We start from the raw sequence: 22449 nt of genomic DNA, 5'->3' as shown, positions 1-22449 counted from the left end.
CTACTCGGCGGGGCGGGCGGCGTGCCGATCCGTCGCGGCGGGGCGCACAGTCGGATCGTTCAATGTCGCCCGGACGGAGGGATTCGTATGGGAACGCCACTCGATCCGCGTGAGGAGCAGGTCGCCGAGGTCCTCGACCGGCTGTACGAGGAGTACCCCGACTCGACAATCTCGCTCAACTACTCGAATCGGCTGGAGCTGCTCATCGCGGTGATCCTCTCCGCGCAGTGTACGGACGAGCGCGTGAACAAGGTGTGCGCAGACCTGTTCGAGACGTACGAGACGCCCGAGGAGTACGCGAACGCGCCCCAAGAGGAGATGGCCGAGGCGATCAACTCGATCACCTACTACAACAACAAGGCGAAGTACATCCGCTCCGCGTGCGCGGACATCGCGGAGGAGCACGACGGCGAAGTGCCGGACACGATGTCCGAGCTGACGGACCTCGCGGGCGTGGGTCGCAAGACCGCGAACGTCGTCCTCCAGCACGGCCACGACGTGGTCGAGGGGATCGTCGTCGACACCCACGTCCAGCGGCTCACGCGGCGGCTGGGGGTCACCGAGGAGGAACGGCCAGAGGCGATCGAACAGGACCTGCTGGACGTCGTCCCCGAGAGCGACTGGCAGCAGTTCACTCACCTCATGATCGACCACGGGCGCGCGACCTGTACCGCGATCAACCCCGACTGCGCCGACTGCGTGCTCGCCGACATCTGTCCCTCAGAGAAGGGGGACGCCGAGGTCGACCTCGCCAGCGGCGAGGCGTGGTGAGCCCGGAGAAGCGGTCCGATCCGATGAAGTTCGGGAATTGTATTTAAAGACCCGACAGATAGGGGGCCAGGTCAAATTCGTCTCGGCGAAGGGGAACCCGCTTTCCGGTTTATATACTCGTCCGGCGTATTCGCAAGTGAGGAGAGACACAATGTCCACGAAGACCACAAACGAGTTCGGCGGCGAGTTCGGCGGAATCACGTTACTGGGGAAAGCGCACTCGCTGTCGGCGCTGTTCATCGTCCTGCTGCGGGCGACCATCGGCGGGATGATCCTGTTCGCGGGCCTCGGAAAGGTCTCGGAGTGGCCGTTCGACGCCAGCGGCTACCTCGTCCACGCGCCCGACGCGGCGAGCCCGGTCAGCGGCCTGTACGCCGCGATGGGGTCGACGCCGTGGTTCGTCGAGTTCGCGAACGTGTTCGTTCCCGCGACGCAGCTGCTGATCGGCACGGCGCTGATCCTCGGCGCGTTCGTCCGCCTGGCCGCGCTGGGCGGGGCGATACAGATGACGCTGTTCTACCTCGGCGGGTGGAGCGGCGACTTCCTCGCCCTGTTCGACTCGACGCTGGTGTACGCGATGGTGTTCCTCACCGTGGCCGCGTTCGGCGCGGGCCGCGTCCTCGGCCTCGACGCCTACATCGAGCAGATTCAGGTCGGCGGGCAGGCGCTCGTCGAGAAGGTCCCGGCGCTCCGGTACGTCCTCGGCTGAACGGGACGCGGGACCGAGCGTCGCAGCCCCCGGCGCGCGAACGCGCGCCGCCGACTCGTTTTCGACGCGCGGAGTGCGGTTCGGCCGATTCGATCTTCCCACTCGATTCACCTGCCCGAGCGCTCGTCGGAGAGCGACGGCGCCGCGCCTTCCGCCTTCCAATCCTTATAAGAGCGAGCGACCGGTACGGAGCGGTAATGGAACTCGGTTCGCGGGACGCGTTCTCCCGGATGGGGACGCTCGGCATCGAGGAGGAGTTCTACATCGTCGATGCCGAGGGCCGCCCGACGTCCGGGACCGACGACCTCGTGTACGGTCGCGACCCGCCCGCGGCGGTGCCGGAGGGGTTCGACCACGAGCTGTTCGAGTGTACGATAGAGGCCCAGACCGAAACGATCGAGGAGGGTGACGACCCCGCCGAGGCGCTCGCGACGGTCCGCGAGGCGCTCGTCGACCACGCCGCCGCCGACGGCTACCGGATCGCGGCCGCGGGGCTCCACCCGACAGCGAAGTGGCGCGAGCTCGACCACGTCCAGAAGCCGCGGTATCAGGCACAGCTGGACCGCATCCAGTATCCCCAGCACCGCAACGTGACCGCGGGGCTCCACGTCCACGTCGGCGTCGACGACGCGGACAAGGCGGTCTGGGTCGCGAACCGGCTACGGTGGCACTGCCCGGTGCTGCTCGCGCTGTCGGCCAACTCCCCGTTCTGGAACGGGTTCGACACCGGGCTCGCCTCGGCCCGCGCCAAGGTGTTCGAGAACCTCCCGAACACCGGGATCCCCTCCGCCTTCGAGGACTTCGACGCCTTCCAGCGGTACGAGCGCCGGATGGTCGAGACGGAGTCCATCGCGGACCGCGGCGAGCTGTGGTTCGACGTGCGCCCCCACACCGGGCACGGGACCGTGGAGGTCCGTGCGCCCGATGTACAACGCGACCCGGCGATCACCCTCGCGCTCGCGGAGTACGTCCGTGCGCTGGTCGTCGACTACGCCGAGCGGTACGAGGACGGTGAGTCGCCCCGCTCCCTGCGCCGCGAACTCCTCGACGAGAACAAGTGGCGCGCGATCCGTCACGGCCACGACGCCGCGTTCGTCGACCGTGACGGCGAGGAAACGACCGCGCTCGGCGAGGTCGTCGACGCCGAGTGCGACCGGCTCGGGATTTCGGGGATCCGCGAGGTGTACGAGGCGGAGAGCGGCGCCGCGCGCCAGCGCCGGATCCACGAGGAGTCGGGCGTGGACGCGCTGTGTTCGGACCTCCTCGTGAGACCCTGACGACGCTCAGGACGATCGGCGTCGAAGCGTTTCGTCGGAACGAAAGCGACGAGAAACCCTTTTGCCCGCGTGGCCCCCTGTTTCGGATATGACCACGGACGACACAGCCGCCGAGCCGGTCGACGACCCGGAGGAGTCGCCGACGGACCGGACGCGGGAGGAGCTTCGGAAGACGAAAGAGCGGCTCAGCGAGGGCGCCGACCAGGCGGTGAAGGGGTTCGACGACAACGTCGTCGACCTGCTCGCGTGGCTGCTCGACACCGAGACTCGGGCGCGCATCTACGTCTACCTGCGCGATAACCCCCACAGCACGAGCGACGAGGTCGCGGACGGGACCGGCCTCTACCCCAGCACCGTCCGCGAGGCGCTCGCCGAACTCCACGACGAGGGGACCGTCGAGCGCGGCAAGCGGAAGGCGGAGGGGGCGGGCAACAACCCCTACGAGTACGAGGCCATCGCGCCGAGCGAGCTGGTCCGCGGCGTCGTCGGCGACGTTCAGGCGGAGCTGAACGCCGTCTTCAATCTCGACCGGCGGCTCGGCGGCGAGTCGCCCGACGGCGACACCGAACCCGTCCAGATATCCGTCGACGCCGAGGGCGACGGCGGGGACGAGGGCGGCGACGCCAGCGTGGGCGAAGCCGACGACGGCGCGGAGGGCGACGGAGCGGACGACGAGACGGAGAACTGAGCCGGTCGACGACTCGGCCCCGCCGCCCGACTTCACCGGGCCGGGACGCGGTTCGGGACGTTTTAAGTTTGACCCGCGCAACGGAGAGGCATGAACGTCGCGCTGGGAGGTACGTTCGACCCCGTTCACGACGGCCACCGCAAGCTGTTCGAGCGGGCGTTCGAGCTGGGTGACGTCACCGTCGGTCTCACCTCCGACGAGCTGGCGCCGGAGACCCGCCACGTCGACCGGTACGTCCGCCCGTTCGACCGGCGCGAGCGCGACCTCGAAGCGGAGTTGGCGCCGCTGGCCGAGTCGCACGGGCGCGACTACGAGGTCCGCGAGCTGACGGAGCCGACCGGCATCGCGGTCGAGCCGGAGTTCGACGCGCTAATCGTCTCCCCGGAGACGAAGGCGGGCGGCGAGCGGATCAACGAGATCCGTCGCGAGCGCGGGCGCGATCCCCTCGACTTGGTCGTCGTCGACCACGTCGCGGCCGAGGACGGCGAGCGCATCTCCTCGACGCGGATCGTCGCGGGCGAGATAGACGAACACGGCAACCTCACCCCGGACCGCGAAGGGCGGGGGGCGACGCGACCGGAATGACCGACGCGAACGCGACCGAGGGCGACGCGAGCGGGACCGATGGTGCCACTTCCGGTCGCGCGGCGCTCCGGCGGATCGCGCTCGGCGAGACGGGCTTCGAGCGAGCGACGGTGTGGAGCGCGGTCGGGCTCGCGCTGTCGTACGTCGCCTTCGACGCGACGGCGGCGGTCGGCGTCGGCGCCCCGGCGACCACCGGCGTCCTCGCCGCGGTGGCGGCGGTCGGCGCGGTCGCGTTCGCCGCGACCGGAGGCGGCGCCCTCCCGACGGCCCTCCTCGCGTACGGGCCCTTCGCAGGGACCCTGCTGCGGGGGCTCGGACCGACGCCGTACGCGGTCCCGGGTGGCCTCGGCGGCCCGCCCCTCTCGGCGGTCACCGCGCCGCTCGCGCTCGCCGCCGCCGCTGCGGTCGCGGTCGGCTTCGCGGCGGCGGTGGTCGGGTTCCTCGTCGGTCGGATACGGGAGTGAGCGACTTCGTCCGGGCCGCACCGCCGTCGCCGCCGTTCAGTCCTCGATTTTTCCGTTCAACACCTTCGCGGCGACCAGTATCGGGTCCCACACCGGACTGAACGGCGGCGCGTACGCGAGGTCGAGGCGCTCTACCTCGGGAACGGTCATGTCCGCCTCGATCGCGGTCGCGAGCGTGTCGATCCGGATCGCCGCGCGGTCGGTGCCGACGACGCTCCCGCCGAGGAGTCGCCCCGTGTCGCGGTCGGCGACGAGCGTCACCTCGGTCTCGGCCGCACCGGGGTAGTAGCCGGAGCGCGACCCCGCGGTCACCGTCTCGCTGACCGGGTCGAACCCGGCCGCCTCGGCCGCCTCGGGGTCGAGGATCCCGACCCGGGCCCCCTCGGTGTCGAACGCCTTCACCGCCGCCGTGCCCGCGATGTCCCCGACCGGCGCGGGATCCCCCGCGACCGTCGCACCGATCGCGCGACCGGCGCGGTTCGCGGTGAGTCCGAGGGGCATCCAGTCGGGCTCGCCCGTCACCGCGTGGCGCGCGGTCGCGCAGTCGCCCGCCGCGTACACGTCCGGGAGGCTAGTCCGGCCGTGGTCGTCCACCCGGACCGCGCCGCCCGGTCCGAGGTCGACCCCGGTGCCGTCGAGCAGTTCGGTGTTCGGTCGAATCCCGACCCCGACGACGGCCATGTCGACCGGAACGCGGTCGCCGCCGACGTCGATCGCCTCGATCCGCTCGTCGCCGACGAGCGCCTCGACCGGGGCGTCGGTGCGAACGCTGACGCCCTCGGCCTCGAGCGCGGTTTCGACGCGGTTCCCGACCGCCTCGCCGAACGGCGAGAGGAGGTGCCCGGACCGGTGGAAGACGCGGACGTCGACCCCGCGCTCCGAGAGCGCCTCGGCGACCTCGACGCCGACGTACCCGCCGCCGACGACCGCGGCGGTCTCGGGGGCCGGCATCGCCGCGTTGCGCTCGACGCGGTCGCGGTCGACCGCGCTCACGTCGACGCGGTCCGAGTCGTAGTCGTCGGGGTCCGCGACGTACGCGTCGATGGCGGCCGCCGCGTCCATGTCGTGAAGCGTGAACGCGCCGTCGAGGCCGCGCACGTCGAAGGGGCCGGAGTCGGCGCGCGCGCCGGTGGCGACGAGGAGGTCGCCGTACGCCTGCTCGACTCGATCACCGTCGGCCGTCTCGACCGTGACGCGCTTCGCGTCGGGGTCGACGGCGACCACCTCCCGGCCGCGTCGGAGGTCGATCCCCCGCTCGTCGACCTCGCTCGGCGACAGCGACAGGAGGTCCGACATGCGGTCGACGTAGCGGGCGATGAAGTACGGCATCCCGCAGTAGGCGTACGAGATCCAGCGACCCTTCTCGAAGACGACGACCTCTCGGTCGGGCGCCTCGCGACGGAACTTGCTGGCCGCGCTCAATCCAGCCGCGTCGGCGCCGACGACCACGAACGGATCGGTCATGACGTGACATCAACGGGACAGGTGAAAAAGTCACGCCGCGGGTGCGGCCGGGGCACGCGACCGGGAGAGCGCGGCTCGATCGCGCGGCCGTCGTCGATCAGTTGTCGCCGAGCAGTAGTCTGTCAGTCGTCGTCGGCCAGCCGCGAGAGCGTCTCGCGGGCGTTCGCGACTGCCTTCTCCTTCTTCGCCGGGTACGCCTCGACCTTCGTGCGGACGGTGAGACCCGGGCCGAGGCGGACCTCGTCGCGGAACGCCGCCTGTTTGTCGAGGCGGAGGAACAGCGCGCAGTTGTCGTCGACCCGCTCGTCAAGCTCGTCGAGGACGCGGTCGAGGTCCTCCAGCTCTGCGAGCCGGTCTAACACGTGTCGCATCTCGTCGGCCCGCTCGACCCGCGCCGAGAGCACGACGATGCGGTCCCCGTGGTGCCCCACGTTCTCGACGCGGTCGAGTTCGACCTCGTCGGGGAGGAGGGAGTACAGCGCCTGCTCGACCCGTTTGACGTCTTCGGTGGCGTACGAGAACGCGCGGAGGTCGACGTAGTGGAAGGGGACTTTCGGCATGCGGGACGGGTGGGGGCGGCGTTACTCCTCGCTCTCGACGGCGTCGAGCGCGTCCTCGGGGACGCCCGTCTCCTGGCCGTCCTCGAAGCTGACCGTGTACGTCGCGTCGCCGAACATGGTCTCCATCACCTGCGTGATCGTGCCCGACTCGCCGTCGTACTCGCTGTGTTTGTCGTGGAGCACGACCTCGTCTTCCTTCTCGAAGCTCATGGCGTCTCGTTCCGCCGGGACGGTTAAAAGCGCGCGGATCCCGACCGAGAGGACGCGGACCGCGCGCGGGGGAACGGGCGGGACGGCGACCCGCGTCGCCTCACGTCACCGCGAGCAGCACCGCGCCGAACGCGGTCATCAGCGCGACCCCCACCGCGAGCCAGACGACGGCGCTGTCGGCGGCGAGCGCGACTCCCACCGCGGCGACGACCGCGATCAGCCCGAACGCCGCGCCCGCGACCCCGCCGCGCCGAACGAGTCGGTCGAGCGCGTTCACCGCGCGCTGCCCGGGCGGCACCTCCGGGGTCTGCTCCGGGGGGGCGGAGAGCGTCTCGTCGACGGCGACGGGCTCGCTCGGGGAGTCGGGCGACGGATCGACCCGCACGTCGACGTAGCGCGTGTTCGACCCGTAGCCGGTGACGATCTTCAGCTTGCCGCGGACCCGCTCGTCGACGTCGGCGGTCGACACGTGGACGTGACGGGTGGCCTCGTCGGCGACGAAGTGGTTCCCCTCGTCGAGCGTCGCCACCCGGTCCAGCTCGTCGTCGAAGTGAAGGTGGACGTGCGTCGAGCGGCCGCTGTTCTCGAGCACGACCGGGAACGGCCCGTCGGTGACGAACGAGTCCGGCGCGTCGATGTCGTGGACCGCCTCCCCGTTCAGTTCGACGTCGAGTGTCGGCACGGGTGGAACCACGACCCCGCACTAAAAAAAGATTCACACGAGCGAGGAGTTCGGGCGGCGGCGTCGACCGCCGGAGGCCGTCGCCGCGGTCGGCGCCTCGGGGCGGATCCGCTCCCGCCGCTCCGGAGCGGAACCCCCTACGCAGCCGCCTCCTCGCGCATGTCCGGCGGGAGGAGGTTCGGGATCCCGTCTTCGATGGGGTACGTCTCGCCGCACTCCGTACAGGTGAGCGTCCCGGCGAGGACCTCCTCGTCGTCCGCGTCGTCGACGTCGAGTTCGAGAGTCGCCTTGTCGAGCGGACAGCAGATCACGTCCATCAGGGATTCTTTCATATCACTCGGTTGGGTCGGACCGATAAAAAAGCGTGCGGGTCCCGGCCGGCGCCCCGCGTCCGGAGCGTCGGCACGGTCCGGGCGGCCGCCCCGCCCGACCCGGATAACAACCTCTTTGACGCCGCGCGCCGCCCTCGGTGACATGGGCATCCCGGCGGAGCGGATCGAGCGGCTGTTCGCGCTCGCTCGCGAGGCCGTCGTCGACGACGAGTACGATCGCGCCCGCGAGTACGTCGCCCGCGCCCGCCGGATCGCCGAGCGCAACCGCTGCGGCGTTCCCGCCGAGCTCTCACGGCGCGCCTGCGACGACTGCGCCGTCTACCTCCGCCCCGGCAAGACGAGCCGCGTCCGGACGCGACCCGGGCGCGTGGTCGTCCGGTGTACGGAATGCGGGTCGACGGCGCGGTACCCGTACGGTGAGGAGTGATCGCAGCGGTCGCTGGCCGACGACGCCACCCTCTCGACGCGGCCGCCGTGTGGCCGGTCGAACCGGGACACCGAAACGACTAATCCGAATTTCGGGAAACACGGAGACGTGACCGGATACGACGCGGTTCTCTTCGACAACGACGGCGTCTTGGTCGAGCCGCCGGCCCACGAGACGGCGGTCGAAGCGACGCGGGAAGCGTTCGAAGCGGTAGGCGTCCGAGACCCGGACCAAGCGCACGTCGACGACGTCGTACGCGGGACGACCGTCGAGAGACTGCGTGAGATGTGCGCGGTCTACGACGTGGACGTGGAGGCGTTCTGGCGAGCCCGAGAGCGGCTCGACGAACGGTCTCAGTTCGAGAAGTTCGAGTCGGGGTCACGGGCGCTCTACGACGACGTTCAGAGCGTCACGAACCTCGATCGACCCCGTGGCGTCGTGAGCAACAACCACCACAGCACGGTCGCGTTCGTGTTGGACTTCTTCGGCCTGCGGCACGCGTTCGACACCTATCACGGCCGAGAGAAGAGTGTCGAGAGCCTGGACCTGAAGAAGCCGAACACGCACTATCTCGACCGGGCGCTCGCGGAGCTCGGCGCCGAGTCGGCGCTCTACGTCGGCGACAGCGAGAGTGACGTGAGAGCGGCCCACCGGGCCGGGCTGGACTCGGCGTTCGTCCGACGGCCACATTGCCGGGACACGACCCTCTCCGTCGCGCCCACCCACGAAATCGACTCGCTCCGCGAACTCGCGGCCGTGACGGACGCGTGAGCGGAGACCGACCCCGAGGGCGATGCCCCCGAATCGAACTGATGACCCGTACGCGTCCCCCGGAGTCGCCGGGACGAGCTGAGCAGAGCGGACGCGCTCCGCCGCCGGATACGGACTACTCGGCGCGCTCGCGCAGCCGTTCGAGCACCGAGACCGTCCCGTTCATGTACCCGTCGTCCACCACCTCGTCGGCGGCATTGCGGGCGGCGGCGTCGGCGTTGGCGACCGCGTACGACTCGCCGGCGACGCCGAACGTCGACGCGTCGTTCTCGCTGTCGCCGATCGCGACGAACGCGGCGGGGTCGACGCCGAGCGCCTCGGCGACGACGCGGAGCGCGCGACCCTTGCTGACCCCCACCGATTTTACGTGGTAGGCGTAGCCGGTGTCGACGATCTCCACGTCGTCGCCCGCGGCCGCGGCGACCTCGCGGAGCAGCCCCGCGTCGACGTCGGGTCCGAGCGCGACCTCCGTCTCGCGCCAGCGGTTCACCGTGTCGCCGTCGCCCCAGCCGATCGCTCCGCCGCGCTCGCGGAACGCCTCGACGACGGCCCACGCCGCGTCCGGGTCGCCGACGAGCGTCGTCTCGCCGCCGACGTACGCGACGCCGCCGTTCTCCGCGATCACGGTCTCGTCGCGGCCGAGGAAGTGCGCGAGCGCCACCGGGTACGGGAACGCCTTGCCGGTGGCGAACACGACCGGCGCGTCCCACCCGGGCAACAACTCGAAGACTCGCGGATCGATCCGGCCGCTCGGCGTCGTCAGCGTACCGTCGATGTCGAGCGCGAGGGGCGGAACCATACCATCGGGTCGGCGGCACGGCGACAACTGTCTTCCGTTCGAACGGAGGCAGGGCGGACCGGACGGCGGCCGCCCGCGCGGCGCCTACCCGGAGCGGGTGCGACGGTCGAACAGCTCGCTGAAGACGACCGTCGGGAACAGCGGGACGAGCCGGCTCGGCGGTCGGCCCTTACCGTCGGTCTCGCGGACGGTGACTCGTTCGAGCAGGCCGGCGTCGGCCAGCTCGTAGAGCACGCGCCTGACCGTCGACGCCGAGAGGTCGACGCCCGAGCGCGCCGCGATGGTCTCCGTCGCCACGCCGACGGTCGAGCGCTCGTCCTCGGAGAGCCCGGCGAGCTCGTAGAGGAGCCGCTGGCGGCTCTCGGGGAGCGCGAGCACACGCCCCAGCGCCACGCAGGGCCGGGGAACGCCGTCGACGCCGGCGTCGACGTCGCCGGATCGGATCGTCGACGCCCCCGACCGCTCCGCGTTGACCGCCGCGCCCATCACGGCCGCGAGGGCGTCGTGGGCGTCGCCCGCGGCCCACTCGACGACCTCGCGGATCTGGTCGTGGCTGAGCGCGTCTCGGCCGAGCCCCGTCGAGCACCGGCTCGTCAGCAGCTCGACGAGCACGTGTCGGCGGTACTTCGCGAACTCGACGGTCGTCTCCGGCTCCCAGCCGATCGCGTCCGGCGGATCGCGGCCGAGGAACGCGGGGACGAGCCGCTCGCCCACGTCGTTCAGCCAGTCGATCAGCGTCGCCGCCGTCGGCGTCTCGGCCTCGTTCGCGTGGTCGACAGCGACGACGAGGTCCGGACCGGTGCGCATCGCGTCGCGCAGGGAGGCGGCCAGCTCCTCGGTCCCGATCCCGTGGTCGGGAACGGAGTCGTCGCTCATGGCGGCCAGCATCGCGTGGTACAGTCGGAAGCGGGTCGACGCCCGCCGGGCGTCGACGTAGACGAACCCGGGGATCGTCGGTTCGACCGCCCGCGTCGTCGTCTGGATGGCCCGACGGGGGCCGCTGTGCGCCGCGAGCCGGTCGAACAGCGAGGAGACGACGGCGGACTTCCCGCTCCCCTTCGGGCCGTACACGTAGACGCTCGGCGGGAGCGACCCGGAGAACGCGGGCTCGAACACGTCGAGCAGGCGCTCGATAGCCGGGCCGCGGCCGACCGGCGAGTCGACGTGGGTGACCGGGGAGACGGCCTCGAAGTCGGCGAGAACGCTCATGCCCGCGTCGTAGCCGAGCCGTCGCTCGATCCGGTCGTCGATGTTCACGGGCCCCCCTCCGTGATCGCCGAACAAAACTGTCGCGACTCGCGGAGCGCGCGCGGCGGCGCGGTCGGGCGGGTTCGGCGCGCCGACCGGCCCGTTACCAGTGTTCGGGTTTGTATCGGTTGATGAGCGCCGTGGAGACGACAAAGACGACTCCGCTGATGAGGCCGGCTATCACGCCGACGACGAGCCGAACGGAGATCGTTCCCGCCGAGACCACCGCCGTCACGGCCGCGACGACTGCCATCACGACGAGGAGGTTCCGCCGATCCCGCCGGTCGAGCCCGAGCCGGTCCAACATACCACCACCTCCTCGGCGCGGTGATTAAATACCCCACGTTCGCTCCGTGGCGAGGGCTCACCGGACGCGCGCCCTCGACGGCGCCGACCGCGGTCGCGGGAGCGAGCGCGGGACTCGCCCGATGGAAACCTATACCAGCGTCGGGCGAACTACGACTGGTATGTCGAACGACCCGGGCGTGGAGGCGCTCCACACGGTCGACGACCGGAGCAAAGTTGTCGCCGTCCTGACGACCGTGGCCGCGTTCGGTGCCGGCATGTTCACCGTCGGCGACATCGAGTTCGTCTCGATCGCCGCCGCCGCGATCGGGATCGGCGCCCGGTTCGGCTCGGTGTGGTGGGGCGCCCGGATCTTCGTCGACCGCGACTCGGCGGCGGTCGCCGACCAGCCGACTGCGGGGCGCTACCACCACGGCGCGGTCGGAGTCGCGCTCGTTCTGGCGGGCGCGCTCGCCCTGGTCGCCCGGTACCTCGGCGTCGAGGTGACGACGGTCGCCGTCGCCGCGTCCGCGGTCGCCGCCGGCGCGTTCCTCGCCTTCTCCGCGTTGCTCCCGGACTGACGGTCGCACCGGGGCGCCGTCACCGAGACACCGGTCGCTGTCCGGGCGATTCCGACCGACCGCGGATGAGCGATGTGCCATAATAAAAGACCCCTGCCGAAAGTGAGGACGCGTTAGATCCCCGTGCCGGGGATCCAGACGGCCCAGTTGAGCAGTCCGGCGATGACGAGCAGGCCGAGCGTCAGCGACCAGACCACGATGGCGGCCGCCGGCGGGTCGAAGTGCGTGTCGGAGTGCGCGTAGAACACGCGCTGCGACGCCTCACCGACGACCGCGGCGAACACGCCGAACAGCGCGCCGAACAGCAGCGCGGGCGCGGCGCCGAACGCCAGCGGCGCGGTCAGGTCGGCCGCCGAGAGGTCCGTGAGCGTCGTGATGCCTCCCTGCCACACGGAGAGGAAGGCGGTCGACCCCGCCAGCGTCATGTGGTGGGTGACCGGGATCCGGTCGACGCCGAGGTTCAGGAACAGCAGCGACCCGGCACTGATCCCGAAGCCGGCGAACACGGCGATGAGGCCGTGCCCGCCGGTGATCATGTTGTACGTGATGACGGCCGAGGCGAGACCGGCGAAGAAGCCGATCGCCGCGACGTGCGACCACTTGTACATGTTCGGCAGCCACGGCTCGACGGCGAGGCGGTCCTCGCTGGCCTTGCCGCCGTCGCCCACCACTTCGCCGGGCTCGCGCATCTGCTCGCGCTCGAACGGCCCCATGTCGAAGTAGCCGTTCGCTTTGTCGCTCACCTTGCCGACGATGCTGTATCCGAACACCGCCCGAACGACGAGGGCGCTGATGACGATGCTCACCGGGATCGGGTCGACCGGGATCGCCAGCTGCCGGGAGAGCTGCTCGATGAGGACGCCGAAGACGCCGAAGACGGCCCCCACGGCGAGGATGTCGGGTTTACTCCCCAGCGCGAAGCCGATGTCCTTCGCGTTGTGGTAGTCGAATCCGGACTCCATATAGCCCTTGTTGGCAGCGTAACCGGCGGCCGCGACACCTCCCGCGAAGGAGATATGCGGGCCGAAGACGGGACCGAACCCGACGTCCACGCCGAATCCACCGCCGCCGAGCGACCCGCCGATCACGAGGAAGCCCGTGAAGATGAACGCCGGCAGGGCGCCGAGCGCCGCCCCGAAGGCGCCGCCCGCGAGCGCCCCGAGAAGGATCGCTGGATTGGTCAGGCTCTGGATCACGTCGGTCGGCGCGCCCGGGTCGTAGCCGACCTGTAGCACGGTGTCGGCCGTGACGGCCAGTTCCGGCAGCAGTTCGACGCTCATCTATTCGTCCTCCTCGTCGATCGCCCAGTTCTTCGAGCGCTCGACCGCGTCGTCCCAGCGGCCGTAGAGTTTGTCGACATCGGCCTGGTCCTTCTCGGGCGTGAACTCGCGGTCGATCTGCCAGTTGTCGCGCAGCTCGTCGACGTTGTCCCAGTAGCCGACCGCGAGCCCGGCGGCGTACGCCGAGCCGAGCGCGGTGGTCTCGTCGACCTCGGGCCGCGCGATGTCGGTCTGGATGATGTCGGACTGGAGCTGACAGAGGAAGTTGTTCTTCACCGCGCCGCCGTCGACGCGGAGCGTCGTGGTCTCCACGCCGGAGTCGGCCTCCATGGCCTCGGCGATGTCGCGGGTCTGGTAGGCGATCGATTCGAGCGTCGCCCGGACGATGTGCTCCTTGCTCGTGCCGCGGGTCATCCCGACGATGGTCCCGCGTGCGCGGCCGTCCCAGTGCGGCGCGCCGAGTCCCGTGAACGCCGGGACCATGTAGACGCCGTCGGTCGAGTCGACCGAGCGCGCCAGCTCCGCGGTCTGTGCCGCGTTGTTGATCAGGTCGACGTCCTCGAGCCACTCGATGGCGGCGCCGGTGATGAAGATGGACCCTTCGAGCGCGTACTGGACGGGCTCGCCTGACATCTGGAACCCGATCGTCGTCAGCAGTCCGTGGTCGGACTCGACGGCGTCGGTCCCGGTGTTCATCAGGTAGAACGAGCCGGTGCCGTAGGTGTTCTTCGCGTCGCCCTCGTCGAAGCAGGTCTGGCCGAACAGCGCGGCCTGCTGGTCACCGAGCGCGCCGGCAACCGGGACCTCCTCGCCGAGGAAGCCGTCGGCGTCCGTGTGGCCGTAGTAGTCCTCGTCGGAGGAGGGGCGTACCTCGGGCACCATCTCCTTGGGCACGTCGAACTCGTCTAAGAGCTCGTCGTCCCACTCCAGTTCCCGGATGTTGTACAGCATCGTCCGGGAGGCGTTCGTGACGTCCGTGATGTGGTTGCCCGTCAGGTTGTAGATGAGCCACGAGTCGATGGTGCCCATCACGAGTTCGCCTGCGCGAGCGCGGTCGCGGAGGTCGCCGCCGCGCGAGCTCTGCATCTTGAGCGGCTCCGCGTTGTCGAGGATCCACTCGGTCTTGGTCGCCGAGAAGTACGCGTCGGCCTCGAGGCCGGTCTTCTCGCGGATCTCCTCGACCTTCTCGTCCTCTTGTAGCTCCTCGACGCGGTCGGTCGTCCGACGGTCCTGCCACACCAGCGCGTTGTGGACCGGCCGTCCGGAGTCTTTGTCCCAGACGATGGTCGTCTCGCGCTGATTGGTGATGCCGATGGCCTCGAGCTGATCGGCGTCGAGCCCGGCCTCGGCGAGCCCGTCGAGGACGACTTCTTGGGTGTTCTCCCAGATCTCGATCGGGTCGTGTTCGACCCAGCCCGGGTTCGGGTAGATCTGTTCGTGCTGTTCGTAGGCGTTCGCGACGACCTGGCCCTCATGGTCGAACACCATGAATCGAGTCCCGGTCGTCCCCTGGTCTATCGCACCGACGTACTGTGTCATGTTGTGGATCCCTCCTGTGGCGCTGGTCCGCGTGCGTCGGCGACCGGCTCGGCCTCGTCGTCGAGGGCGCATCCGGGGTCGCGTTCGCCGTCACGGCGTCCGACCGTCGAGGCCGACCCGTCCGGAGCCGGACCGAAACGGCCGGAAGACGCACCGCCGCCGCCGCGACATATCTTCACGGAAGCTACCACGCCGATCGTGAACATAATGTACTACCATAATAATCTTCCTGTTGAAATCCGGACATCGGCGCGAATGAAAAAGTCTAGTATATAAATAAATCGGCGCTGGCAGGGATTACACTACTTGAATATCCGTGATAGTTATGGGTGGGGCACCTCGGGAGGTAAAGTAAAGTGGTCGGGGTCCAAGTGGCTCGCATGGACAGACAAGTGGACGTCGTCGTCGTCGGTGGGGGCTCGACGGGGTGCGGCGTCGTCAGGGACCTGGCGCGACGGGGGCTCGACGCGGTCCTCGTCGAGAAGGGGAACCTGACGCACGGCACGACCGGACGGATGCACGGGCTCCTCCACAGCGGGGGCCGCTACGCGGTCTCGGACCAGAAGAGCGCGGAGGAGTGTATCGAGGAGAACCGAGTTCTCCGCGACATCGCGGCCCACTGCGTCGAGGAGACGGGGGGAATGTTCGTCAAGCGACCCGAGGACTCCGAGGAGTACTTCCAGGAGAAGCTGGAGGGATGTAAGGCGTGTAACATTCCCGCCGAGGTGATCGACGGCGAGGAGGCGCGCCGTCGCGAGCCGTACCTCGCGCGCGACGTCGAGAAGGCGATCGCCTTACCAGACGGCGCGATCGACCCGTTCCGGCTCTGCGTGTCGAACGCCGCGGACGCCCGCGAGCATGGCGCGCGAATCGAGACCCACGCACCGGTGACCGACGTGCTCGTCGAGGACGGCGAGGTCGTCGGCGTCGAGATCGAACACGAGACGGGACCGGGGAAGCGCGTCCACCGCGAGCCGGGGACGACCGAGGAGATCCGCGCGCGGCACGTCGTCAACGCGACCGGCGCGTGGGCGGGGAACGTCGGCGAGATGGCCGGCGTCGACGTGGAGGTGCGCCCCTCGAAGGGCGTGATGACAGTGATGAACACCCGGCAGGTCGACACCGTGATCAACCGCTGTCGGCCGAAGGGCGACGCCGACATCATCGTCCCCCACGAGACCGCCTGTATCCTCGGCACGACCGACGAGGAGGTCGACGACCCCGAGGACTACCCCGAGGAGGACTGGGAGGTCGACCTGATGATCGAGACGCTCTCGGAGCTCGTGCCGGCGCTCGAAGACGCCCGCACGCTCCGCTCGTTCTGGGGGGTCCGCCCGCTGTACGAGCCCCCGGGGACCGGCACCGAGGACCCGACCGACATCACGCGCGACTACTTCCTCCTCGACCACGGCGACCGCGACGACCTTCCGGGGATGACGACCATCGTCGGCGGGAAGCTCACCACCTACCGGATGATGGCCGAGTCCATCTCCGACCACGTCTGCGAGACGCTCGGCCACGAGGCGACCTGCGACACCGCCGAGGCGCCGCTGCCGGGCTCCGAAGACCCGGCGCGCATGGAGGAGCTGATGGACGAGTTCGGGCTCCGGTCGCCCGTCGCGCGGCGCTCGGGCCAGCGGCTCGGCTCCCGGGCCGACGACGTGCTCGACGAGTACGACCCGAACCCGATCGTCTGTAACTGCGAGAGCGTGACCCGCGCGGAGGTCCAGGACGCTGTCGACGACGCCGGCTCCGACCTCAACGCGGTCCGGCTGCGGACCCGCGCCTCGATGGGGAACTGCCAGGGCGGCTTCTGTACGCACCGCATCGCGTCGGAGCTCGCCGAGGAGTACCCCGAGCCGGTCGTCCGCGACGCGGAAGACGAGCTGTACCAGGAGCGCTGGAAGGGCCAGCGCCACGCGCTGTGGGGCGAACAGCTCTCGCAGGCGATGCTGAACCACCTGCTCCACGCGACCACGATGAACCGCGACGGCGACCCCGCGAACCTCGACGGCGAGGTGGACTTCGGCGCGTTCGACGCGGGCGCCGACGCGCCGGGCGCCGACGGCTCCGGCGGCGACACAGGGACCGCGGCCGCGGACGGTGGCCGCGCAAGCGACGACGCGGCGACCGACGGGGGTCGCGCAAGCGACGACGCGGCGACCGACGGGGGCCGCGCAAGTGACGACGCGGCCACCGACGGAGGGCGCTGATGGCGATAAACAGCGACGTGCTCGTGATCGGCGGCGGCCTCGCCGCGATCACGGCCGCGGTTTCGGCCGCCCGCGAGGGCGCGGACGTGCGGCTCGTCTCGCACAAGTCGAGCACGCTGCGGCAGGCCTCCGGGCTGATCGACGCGCTCGGCTACGTCCCGGCGACCGAGCCCGCGAAGCCGCTCCGGGACGGGCCGCCGACCGCGGGCCGGAACCTCGACCGCGACGAGTGGCCGGACCCGGAGGGGCCGCTCGCCGACCCGTTCGAGGGGATCGACCGGCTCCCCGAGTCGCACCCGTATCGGGTCGTCGGGAGCGACGCGCTCCGGGAGGGGCTCGACCTCTTCGACGACCTCGCGGGCGACGCGTACCGCGGCGGCCACACCGACCGCAACGCCCTCGTCCCGACGTTCGGCGGCGCGGTGAAGCCGACGGCGCGCTACCCCGCGGCCGCCGAGGCGGGGCTCGCGAGCGACGACCGCCCGATGCTGGTCGTCGGGTTCCGGTCGCTCACGGAGTACGACGCGCGCGCCTTCGCGGGGCGGCTCGAGGCCGCGGGCGTGCCGTTCGACGCCGCGGGCGCGGAGGTCGAGTTCGCGGAGGCGTTCCGCGCCGACGCGAAGATCACCCGGCTCGCGAAGGCGCTCGACCACGACGAGGAGATAGACGGCGTCCCTGCCCGCGAGGCGCTCGCGAAGGCGGTCGCGCCGCACCTCCACGACGTGGTCGACGAGGCAGGCGGCGTCGACCGCGTCGAGCGGGTCGGCTTCCCCGCGTTCCTGGGCGACGACCGGGGCGAGGAGGTCCGCGAAGAACTCGCTGACCGGCTCGGCGCCGACGTGTTCGAGATCCCGATGGGCCCGCCGAGCCTCCCCGGCCTGCGGCTCGAAGACCGCCTGTTCGACGCGCTCGACGCCGAGGGCGTCCGGTTCGAGACCGGGAACCCCGTCGTGGGCGTCGAGTCCGCGACCGACGGTCGCGTGGAGACGGTCGCGGTCGATCGGAAGGGTCGCACGGCGCCGTACGGCGCCGACGCGTTCGTGCTAGCGACCGGCGGGCTCGTCGGGAAGGGGCTCGACTCCGACCGGGAGGGGGTCCGGGAGCCCGTCCTCGACCTCCACGTCGACCAGCCGGACGACCGGTACGAGTGGTTCGTCGACGACGCGTTCGGCGACCAGCCGTACGCGCGGTTCGGGGTCCGGCCCGACGAGCGGTGTCGCCCCACGGACGCCGAGGGAACGGTACAGTACGAGAACGTGTTCGCGGCCGGCGGCGTCGTCGGCGGCGCGGACGCGGCGCGGGAGAAGTCCGCGAGCGGGGTGTCGCTTGCGACCGGCCTCGCGGCCGGGCGACAGGCGGCGACGGAGGCGAACCAATGACACGACACACGGACGACGACGGAGACGCGGGGGAGTCGAACGAGGCGACCGAGTCGAGCGACGGCGGCTACGAGGGGCCGACGCCGGGCGTCCCGGAGTCCGGCCGCGACGAGCAGCCGTCGGTGTTCGTCCCCGACGAGGGGGAAGTCGCGGAGACGGACGCGACCGCGGGCGACCGCGCCGCAACCGACGGCGGCGTCGAAAGCGCCTCGGCCGGAGCGGATTCGACCGAGCTCGACCCGGACGCGTACGACCCGGTCGACGTGTTCCCCGGCGGCGACCTCGACCTCCGCGAGGGGGCCGACTCCTGTTACAAGTGTACGAGCTGCGATACCTCCTGCCCGGTGGCTGAGGTCGACGACGAGTTCCCCGGGCCGAAGTTCCAGGGCCCCGAGCAGTGGCGGCTCAAACGGAAGGACGACCACGACATCGACGAGTCGATCACCTCCTGTTCGAACTGTATGCGCTGTGACGACGCCTGCCCCTCGGGAGTGCCGCTCTCCCAGATGCACAACGAGGCCCGCGGGCAGTTCGTCGAGCGCCAGATGGAGAAGCTCTCCGTCGAGTACATCCGGAATCGGGTGTTAGCGAACTACCGCACCTCGGCGAGCCTCGCGAGTATGTTCCCCCGGACCGCATCGTTCGCGATGAACTTCGGCCCCGCGCGGTGGGCGATGGAGAAGGTTATGGGGATCCCGAAGGAGCGCGACTTCCCCGAGTTCGCCACGGAGACGTTCCGCGAGTGGTGGAAGGCGCGCGGCGGCGCACAGGTGGAGAACCCCGACAAGCGCGTGGCGTACTTCCACGGCTGCTACTCCAACTACAACACGCCCGAGGTCGGCAAGGCGTTGGTCTCAGTCTACGAGCACTTCGGCTACGAGGTGATGGTCCCGCCCCAGAAGTGCTCGGGCACGCCGATGTTCGCGAACGGGATGCTGAAGGACGCCCGCCGCCACGCGGAGACGAACGTCGAGAACCTCGTCGAGGCCATCGCCGACGGCGCGGACGTGATCGCCTCCTGTACCTCCTGTTCGCTGTCGCTGCGCCAGGAGTACCCCGAGCTGTTCGACCTCCACGGGATCGACGACGTCGCCGAGCACACCTTCGAGGCGCTGGAGTACCTCCGCATCCACGAGGACCTAGAGGAGGCGCTCGACGAGGCCGGCGGGCTCGACGACGAGCGCGCCTTCGCGTATCACGCGCCGTGTCACGCCCGGAATCAGGGGCTCTCCCGGCAGGCAGTCGAGACGTTCCGCGACGTCGACGGCGTGAAGATGGAGGACGTCGGCGACTCCTGTTCCGGCATCTCCGGCACCTACGGCTGGAAGGAGGAGAAGTACGAGAAGTCGATGGAGATCGGCGCGGAGATGTTCGAGCACATGGAGGACGCCGAGGGCGAGGTCGGGATGACCGAGTGCCCGACCTGCGCGATGCAGATGGAACACGGGACCGGCTACGAGATCGAACACCCGCTCCAGCTGCTCGAGGACGCGCTGGGAGCGTAAGGTCCCGTCGCTCCGCCCCCGCGCCGGACCCGACTCGGCACGTCGCGGTTTCCCCGCTCACCGGTGGTTATCGGACGCGATAACTGTGCGAGAATCCTTATGAGGAGGACACGCCCACACCGGTACACGTGACACTCGAACAGTTTCTCGATCGCTTCGACGGCCCCGAGCGCTCCGTCGTCATCGTCAACCGGACCGACCCGGACCCCGTGCTGAACATGCTCGTGGACACGTTCGGCGACGACGCGGTGGGAGTGGTCGACGGCCGCGTGATCACCGGCTCGGGCGATCGACGAGTCACCGACGGCGCGGGGCCAGCCGGAGCCGCGAGCGGCGAGCGGACGCACGGTCTCACCGCCCGAGAACTGGCGACGACCGGCGTGCTCGACGATGACACCGGGACCGTCCCCTCCCTCGATGTCGAGGTGCTTCGCCGCCACGACGACGTTCCGTTCGACGGCGGCGACCCCGACGAGATCGAGAACCTCGTGCTGCTCATGGAGGGCGGCGAGGTGGTCGCCGGCTCGACGCTCGCCGAACTCGGCGACGCGGTGCTCTTCGTCAACTCGGACCTGTACGTCACCGGCAGCCGGTCCCTCGGCGACGTCGATCTCCCGTCGGTGATAAGCGGCCTCGGCGACGCGACGTTCACGCTCCGCGGGTATCCCGAATCGAACCGACAGAAGCTGCTCCTCATCACCATCTCGCGGTTCATCGAGCGCGCGGCGTGGGCCGCCGGCGACGGCACCCTGCGCTCGTCGTTCCAGCGGCTCTCGCGGATCGACGACGAGGTCGGCACGCGGAACGTCTACGAGCGCGTCACCGAGACCGCCGTCGACACGCACCTCTACGGGGTCCCCGACAGGCTCCCGGCGGACCTCGACGCCGTGATCCACGCCGGGAACGACCCGGACTTCACAGATAGCTGGTTCGTGGTGTACCGGCCGCCGGAGGGACCGCACTCGGCCGCGAGCGACCCGAGTAGCGACCTCAAGCGCGGTGTCGAGGGCGGCGTCGGACTCCTCGCGGTCGAGACGGAGCCGCGAGTCTGGCGCGGGCTATGGACGTTCGACGCCGACCGGATATCGCGGGTGAACCGGTACATCGAGCGGAACCTATAGCCTCGGTTACCATTTCTCACCGCGGGAGCCGCTCGTATCCAACCCGTGCGTTCATATTCTCGGAGCGGTGACGGGCGGCCATGTTCACGGAGCGGTCCGGTCTCCTCGACGACGGACGCCCGATGCGCGGATACGGGGTCGCGGTGACGCCCGGCCGCGACGGACCGCTCGTCTTCGTCGCCGGCTACGGCGAGCCGAATCGGCTGTACGCCCGGAAGGACGGCCGCTACGTCGACACCGCCTGCGGGATCGTCGCCGACGGGACGCGCCACGGGATGGGCGTGTGCGCGGCCGACCTCGACGCCGACGGCTGCGAGGAGGTGTACGTTCACAACTGCGCGCGCGGCGTCGACGGCGGCGACCCCGACCTCCTCTTGAGCCGACTGGAGGCCGACCGGTACCGCTGGACCGACGTGTTCGCGCGGGAGGTGAACGCCGACCGCCTCGACGTCCGCGCGGGCCGGTCGGTCGCGGCGCTCGACCGACTGGGGACCGGCCGGTACGGCGTCGCGGTCTCGGGCTACGCCGCCCCGCTCGCGTTCTACGAGCTCGGCGACGACGGCGAGGTGACCGACATGGCCGAGGCGGTCGGGCTGGAGGTCGACGGCGGCTGTCGGTCGCTGCTCGCGGTCCCGTACCGCTCCCGCGAGGGCGACCTGTTCGCGGGCGTCGAGGGGGGACCGAACCGGCTGTTCAGCAACCGCGACGGCCACTACGACCGCACGGACGGCGGTCCCGCCCTCTCCGATCCCAGCGGCGACACCCGCGGCGCGGCGGTCGTCGACGAGGGCGGGACGTTCGCGCTCGCGGTCGGCAACGAGGCCGCGCCCAGCCGCCTCCTGCGCTGTTCGCCGGCGGGCGGCTACGACGACGTGGCCCCCGCCCCGCTCCGCGAGGTGGGCGCGGTCCGGACGGTCGTCGCCGCGGACTTCGACAACGACGGGCGCGAGGAGCTCTTCTTCAACGTCTGCGGCGCGGAGAACCGGCTGTTCGAGCGCGTCGACCGCCCGGGCGAGCCGCCGGGGTGGGAGCCCGTCCCGCCCGGGCCGGCCGCGGAGCCGGACGGGTTCGGCACCGGCGCGGTCGCGGCCGACGTCGACGGCGACGGGGCCCTCGAACTCCTCGTCGTCCACGGCGAGGTCGCCGCGCAGCCGGTGACGGTGTACGGCGCCACGGACGCGCCCGACGCCGGCTGGCTCCGCGTGCGCCCGACGACGCGGCAGGGCGCGCCGGCGCGCGGCGCGGTCGTCACGCTGGAGACTGCCGACGGCGTCCAGCGGCGGGCGATCGACGCGGGCGGCGGCTGCCTCTGTCAGACGGAGCCGGTCGCGCACTTCGGGCTCGGCGGCGCGAAGCCGCTGCGCGTGGACGTGCGGTGGCCCGACGGCCGCGAGCGGACCGTCGTCGGGCCGAGCCCCGACCGAGAGATCACCGTCGAACACCCGTCGCGCAGGGCGACCGACCGCGACGCGCGAACGAGGCGGTAGCTGCCGGACCCGTCCCGCCGAGGGTCGGGCGTCGTCGTGGCCAGAACTGCCGCCCTTCGCGGGTTCAAGTGC

24 protein-coding genes are annotated in these 22449 nt (G+C 70.6%); 14 read left to right on the top strand and 10 right to left on the bottom strand.

What is annotated here, in order from left to right; genetic code table 11:
* The first annotated feature begins 87 nt into the window (after window positions 1–87).
* The 6 genes from nth to Z052_RS11035 all read left to right on the top strand — a co-directional run bounded on the left by nth (window position 88) and on the right by Z052_RS11035 (window position 4494).
* Complete coding sequence (nth, locus tag Z052_RS11060) at window positions 88–771, top strand: endonuclease III (protein WP_049929815.1); 684 nt, start codon at window positions 88–90, stop codon at window positions 769–771.
* 151 nt (window positions 772–922) lie between these two features.
* Window positions 923–1480: a DoxX family protein gene (locus Z052_RS11055; RefSeq protein ID WP_049929816.1), complete on the top strand. Its 558-nt coding sequence runs from the start codon at window positions 923–925 to the stop codon at window positions 1478–1480.
* 197 nt (window positions 1481–1677) lie between these two features.
* Window positions 1678–2757, top strand: a complete 1080-nt coding sequence (locus Z052_RS11050) for a glutamate--cysteine ligase (RefSeq protein WP_094519526.1) — start codon at window positions 1678–1680, stop codon at window positions 2755–2757.
* An 88-nt stretch (window positions 2758–2845) separates the two neighbouring features.
* Entirely contained in the window at window positions 2846–3445 is a 600-nt protein-coding gene (locus Z052_RS11045; protein WP_094494936.1) for a winged helix-turn-helix domain-containing protein, read from the top strand.
* A gap of 90 nt (window positions 3446–3535) precedes the next feature.
* Entirely contained in the window at window positions 3536–4030 is a 495-nt protein-coding gene (locus tag Z052_RS11040) for a phosphopantetheine adenylyltransferase (RefSeq protein ID WP_049929820.1), read from the top strand.
* Window positions 4027–4494, top strand: a complete 468-nt coding sequence (locus Z052_RS11035; RefSeq protein ID WP_099289018.1) for a hypothetical protein — start codon at window positions 4027–4029, stop codon at window positions 4492–4494. The genes Z052_RS11040 and Z052_RS11035 overlap by 4 nt, the downstream gene beginning before the upstream one ends.
* 36 nt (window positions 4495–4530) lie before the next feature.
* On the opposite strand, the gene Z052_RS11030 is transcribed toward Z052_RS11035, so the two are convergent.
* From Z052_RS11030 to Z052_RS11010, 5 genes are all read right to left on the bottom strand, one after another.
* A complete protein-coding gene (locus Z052_RS11030; RefSeq protein WP_049929822.1) occupies window positions 4531–5958 on the bottom strand; it encodes an FAD-dependent oxidoreductase in 1428 nt (475 codons plus the stop codon).
* A 122-nt stretch (window positions 5959–6080) separates the two neighbouring features.
* The gene (locus tag Z052_RS11025) at window positions 6081–6518 is read right to left on the bottom strand and encodes an RNA-binding protein (RefSeq protein ID WP_086219220.1); all 438 of its coding nucleotides are present in this window, start codon (window positions 6516–6518) and stop codon (window positions 6081–6083) included.
* A gap of 21 nt (window positions 6519–6539) precedes the next feature.
* Entirely contained in the window at window positions 6540–6728 is a 189-nt protein-coding gene (locus tag Z052_RS11020) for a hypothetical protein (protein ID WP_006113388.1), read from the bottom strand.
* A 100-nt stretch (window positions 6729–6828) separates the two neighbouring features.
* On the bottom strand, window positions 6829–7410 hold the full coding sequence (locus tag Z052_RS11015) for a hypothetical protein (protein ID WP_176454919.1): 582 nt from the start codon (window positions 7408–7410) through the stop codon (window positions 6829–6831).
* A gap of 137 nt (window positions 7411–7547) precedes the next feature.
* Entirely contained in the window at window positions 7548–7742 is a 195-nt protein-coding gene (locus tag Z052_RS11010) for a methytransferase partner Trm112 (protein WP_004596226.1), read from the bottom strand.
* Window positions 7743–7884: 142 nt separating this feature from the next.
* On the opposite strand from Z052_RS11010, the gene Z052_RS11005 reads away from it, so the two are divergent.
* Together Z052_RS11005 and Z052_RS11000 are read left to right on the top strand one after the other, a co-directional pair.
* A complete protein-coding gene (locus Z052_RS11005; protein ID WP_049929827.1) occupies window positions 7885–8169 on the top strand; it encodes a ribonuclease P protein component 4 in 285 nt (94 codons plus the stop codon).
* Window positions 8170–8277: 108 nt separating this feature from the next.
* Window positions 8278–8940 carry an HAD family hydrolase gene (locus Z052_RS11000; protein ID WP_004596230.1) on the top strand — a complete coding sequence of 221 codons (663 nt, stop codon included), beginning with the start codon at window positions 8278–8280 and terminating at the stop codon, window positions 8938–8940.
* A 115-nt stretch (window positions 8941–9055) separates the two neighbouring features.
* On the opposite strand, the gene Z052_RS10995 is transcribed toward Z052_RS11000, so the two are convergent.
* The 3 genes from Z052_RS10995 to Z052_RS10985 all read right to left on the bottom strand — a co-directional run bounded on the left by Z052_RS10995 (window position 9056) and on the right by Z052_RS10985 (window position 11294).
* Window positions 9056–9739 (bottom strand): HAD-IIB family hydrolase, encoded by a 684-nt coding sequence (locus Z052_RS10995; RefSeq protein ID WP_094519528.1) that lies wholly within the window; start codon window positions 9737–9739, stop codon window positions 9056–9058.
* Between the two features lie 84 nt (window positions 9740–9823).
* Window positions 9824–10996: a Cdc6/Cdc18 family protein gene (locus tag Z052_RS10990; RefSeq protein WP_049929831.1), complete on the bottom strand. Its 1173-nt coding sequence runs from the start codon at window positions 10994–10996 to the stop codon at window positions 9824–9826.
* Between the two features lie 94 nt (window positions 10997–11090).
* Window positions 11091–11294, bottom strand: coding sequence for a hypothetical protein (locus Z052_RS10985; RefSeq protein ID WP_049929833.1), 204 nt, complete (start codon window positions 11292–11294; stop codon window positions 11091–11093).
* Window positions 11295–11454: 160 nt separating this feature from the next.
* Here Z052_RS10985 and Z052_RS10980 point away from each other — a divergent pair, with 160 nt between their 5' ends.
* The gene (locus tag Z052_RS10980; RefSeq protein WP_094519529.1) at window positions 11455–11853 is read left to right on the top strand and encodes a hypothetical protein; all 399 of its coding nucleotides are present in this window, start codon (window positions 11455–11457) and stop codon (window positions 11851–11853) included.
* A gap of 113 nt (window positions 11854–11966) precedes the next feature.
* Here Z052_RS10980 and Z052_RS10975 read toward each other — a convergent pair whose 3' ends face one another.
* Complete coding sequence (locus Z052_RS10975; protein ID WP_094519530.1) at window positions 11967–13133, bottom strand: hypothetical protein; 1167 nt, start codon at window positions 13131–13133, stop codon at window positions 11967–11969.
* On the bottom strand, window positions 13134–14672 hold the full coding sequence (gene glpK, locus Z052_RS10970) for a glycerol kinase GlpK (protein ID WP_049929837.1): 1539 nt from the start codon (window positions 14670–14672) through the stop codon (window positions 13134–13136).
* A gap of 380 nt (window positions 14673–15052) precedes the next feature.
* Here glpK and glpA point away from each other — a divergent pair, with 380 nt between their 5' ends.
* The 5 genes from glpA to Z052_RS10945 all read left to right on the top strand — a co-directional run bounded on the left by glpA (window position 15053) and on the right by Z052_RS10945 (window position 22377).
* Window positions 15053–16885 carry an anaerobic glycerol-3-phosphate dehydrogenase subunit GlpA gene (gene glpA / locus Z052_RS10965; protein ID WP_086215703.1) on the top strand — a complete coding sequence of 611 codons (1833 nt, stop codon included), beginning with the start codon at window positions 15053–15055 and terminating at the stop codon, window positions 16883–16885.
* On the top strand, window positions 16885–18264 hold the full coding sequence (glpB, locus tag Z052_RS10960; protein WP_094519531.1) for a glycerol-3-phosphate dehydrogenase subunit GlpB: 1380 nt from the start codon (window positions 16885–16887) through the stop codon (window positions 18262–18264). The genes glpA and glpB overlap by 1 nt, the downstream gene beginning before the upstream one ends.
* Window positions 18261–19769, top strand: a complete 1509-nt coding sequence (locus tag Z052_RS10955) for an anaerobic glycerol-3-phosphate dehydrogenase subunit C (RefSeq protein WP_086215701.1) — start codon at window positions 18261–18263, stop codon at window positions 19767–19769. Before glpB ends, Z052_RS10955 begins: the two co-directional genes overlap by 4 nt.
* A gap of 128 nt (window positions 19770–19897) precedes the next feature.
* Window positions 19898–20890: a hypothetical protein gene (locus Z052_RS10950; protein ID WP_049929843.1), complete on the top strand. Its 993-nt coding sequence runs from the start codon at window positions 19898–19900 to the stop codon at window positions 20888–20890.
* Between the two features lie 80 nt (window positions 20891–20970).
* Window positions 20971–22377 carry a CRTAC1 family protein gene (locus tag Z052_RS10945; protein ID WP_094519532.1) on the top strand — a complete coding sequence of 469 codons (1407 nt, stop codon included), beginning with the start codon at window positions 20971–20973 and terminating at the stop codon, window positions 22375–22377.
* Window positions 22378–22449 lie beyond the last annotated feature (72 nt).

The sequence above is a fragment of the Halorubrum sp. C191 genome (assembly GCF_002727095.1).
GTDB lineage: Archaea > Halobacteriota > Halobacteria > Halobacteriales > Haloferacaceae > Halorubrum > Halorubrum ezzemoulense.
Note: the sequence above shows the minus strand (reverse complement) of the source record. Positions and strands in the feature narration are given on the sequence as shown.

Coding starts and splice junctions, on each gene's coding strand:
- Z052_RS10980 (WP_094519529.1), top strand. CDS start 11,455: ATGTCGAACGACCCGGGCGTGGAGGCGCTCCACACGGTCGACGACCGG.
- Z052_RS11020 (WP_006113388.1), bottom strand. CDS start 6,728: ATGAGCTTCGAGAAGGAAGACGAGGTCGTGCTCCACGACAAACACAGC.
- nth (WP_049929815.1), top strand. CDS start 88: ATGGGAACGCCACTCGATCCGCGTGAGGAGCAGGTCGCCGAGGTCCTC.
- Z052_RS11045 (WP_094494936.1), top strand. CDS start 2,846: ATGACCACGGACGACACAGCCGCCGAGCCGGTCGACGACCCGGAGGAG.
- Z052_RS10955 (WP_086215701.1), top strand. CDS start 18,261: ATGACACGACACACGGACGACGACGGAGACGCGGGGGAGTCGAACGAG.
- glpB (WP_094519531.1), top strand. CDS start 16,885: ATGGCGATAAACAGCGACGTGCTCGTGATCGGCGGCGGCCTCGCCGCG.
- glpK (WP_049929837.1), bottom strand. CDS start 14,672: ATGACACAGTACGTCGGTGCGATAGACCAGGGGACGACCGGGACTCGA.
- Z052_RS10985 (WP_049929833.1), bottom strand. CDS start 11,294: ATGTTGGACCGGCTCGGGCTCGACCGGCGGGATCGGCGGAACCTCCTC.
- Z052_RS10995 (WP_094519528.1), bottom strand. CDS start 9,739: ATGGTTCCGCCCCTCGCGCTCGACATCGACGGTACGCTGACGACGCCG.
- Z052_RS11050 (WP_094519526.1), top strand. CDS start 1,678: ATGGAACTCGGTTCGCGGGACGCGTTCTCCCGGATGGGGACGCTCGGC.
- Z052_RS11010 (WP_004596226.1), bottom strand. CDS start 7,742: ATGAAAGAATCCCTGATGGACGTGATCTGCTGTCCGCTCGACAAGGCG.
- Z052_RS11030 (WP_049929822.1), bottom strand. CDS start 5,958: ATGACCGATCCGTTCGTGGTCGTCGGCGCCGACGCGGCTGGATTGAGC.
- Z052_RS10945 (WP_094519532.1), top strand. CDS start 20,971: ATGTTCACGGAGCGGTCCGGTCTCCTCGACGACGGACGCCCGATGCGC.
- Z052_RS11055 (WP_049929816.1), top strand. CDS start 923: ATGTCCACGAAGACCACAAACGAGTTCGGCGGCGAGTTCGGCGGAATC.
- Z052_RS11040 (WP_049929820.1), top strand. CDS start 3,536: ATGAACGTCGCGCTGGGAGGTACGTTCGACCCCGTTCACGACGGCCAC.
- glpA (WP_086215703.1), top strand. CDS start 15,053: ATGGACAGACAAGTGGACGTCGTCGTCGTCGGTGGGGGCTCGACGGGG.
- Z052_RS11035 (WP_099289018.1), top strand. CDS start 4,027: ATGACCGACGCGAACGCGACCGAGGGCGACGCGAGCGGGACCGATGGT.
- Z052_RS10975 (WP_094519530.1), bottom strand. CDS start 13,133: ATGAGCGTCGAACTGCTGCCGGAACTGGCCGTCACGGCCGACACCGTG.
- Z052_RS11025 (WP_086219220.1), bottom strand. CDS start 6,518: ATGCCGAAAGTCCCCTTCCACTACGTCGACCTCCGCGCGTTCTCGTAC.
- Z052_RS11005 (WP_049929827.1), top strand. CDS start 7,885: ATGGGCATCCCGGCGGAGCGGATCGAGCGGCTGTTCGCGCTCGCTCGC.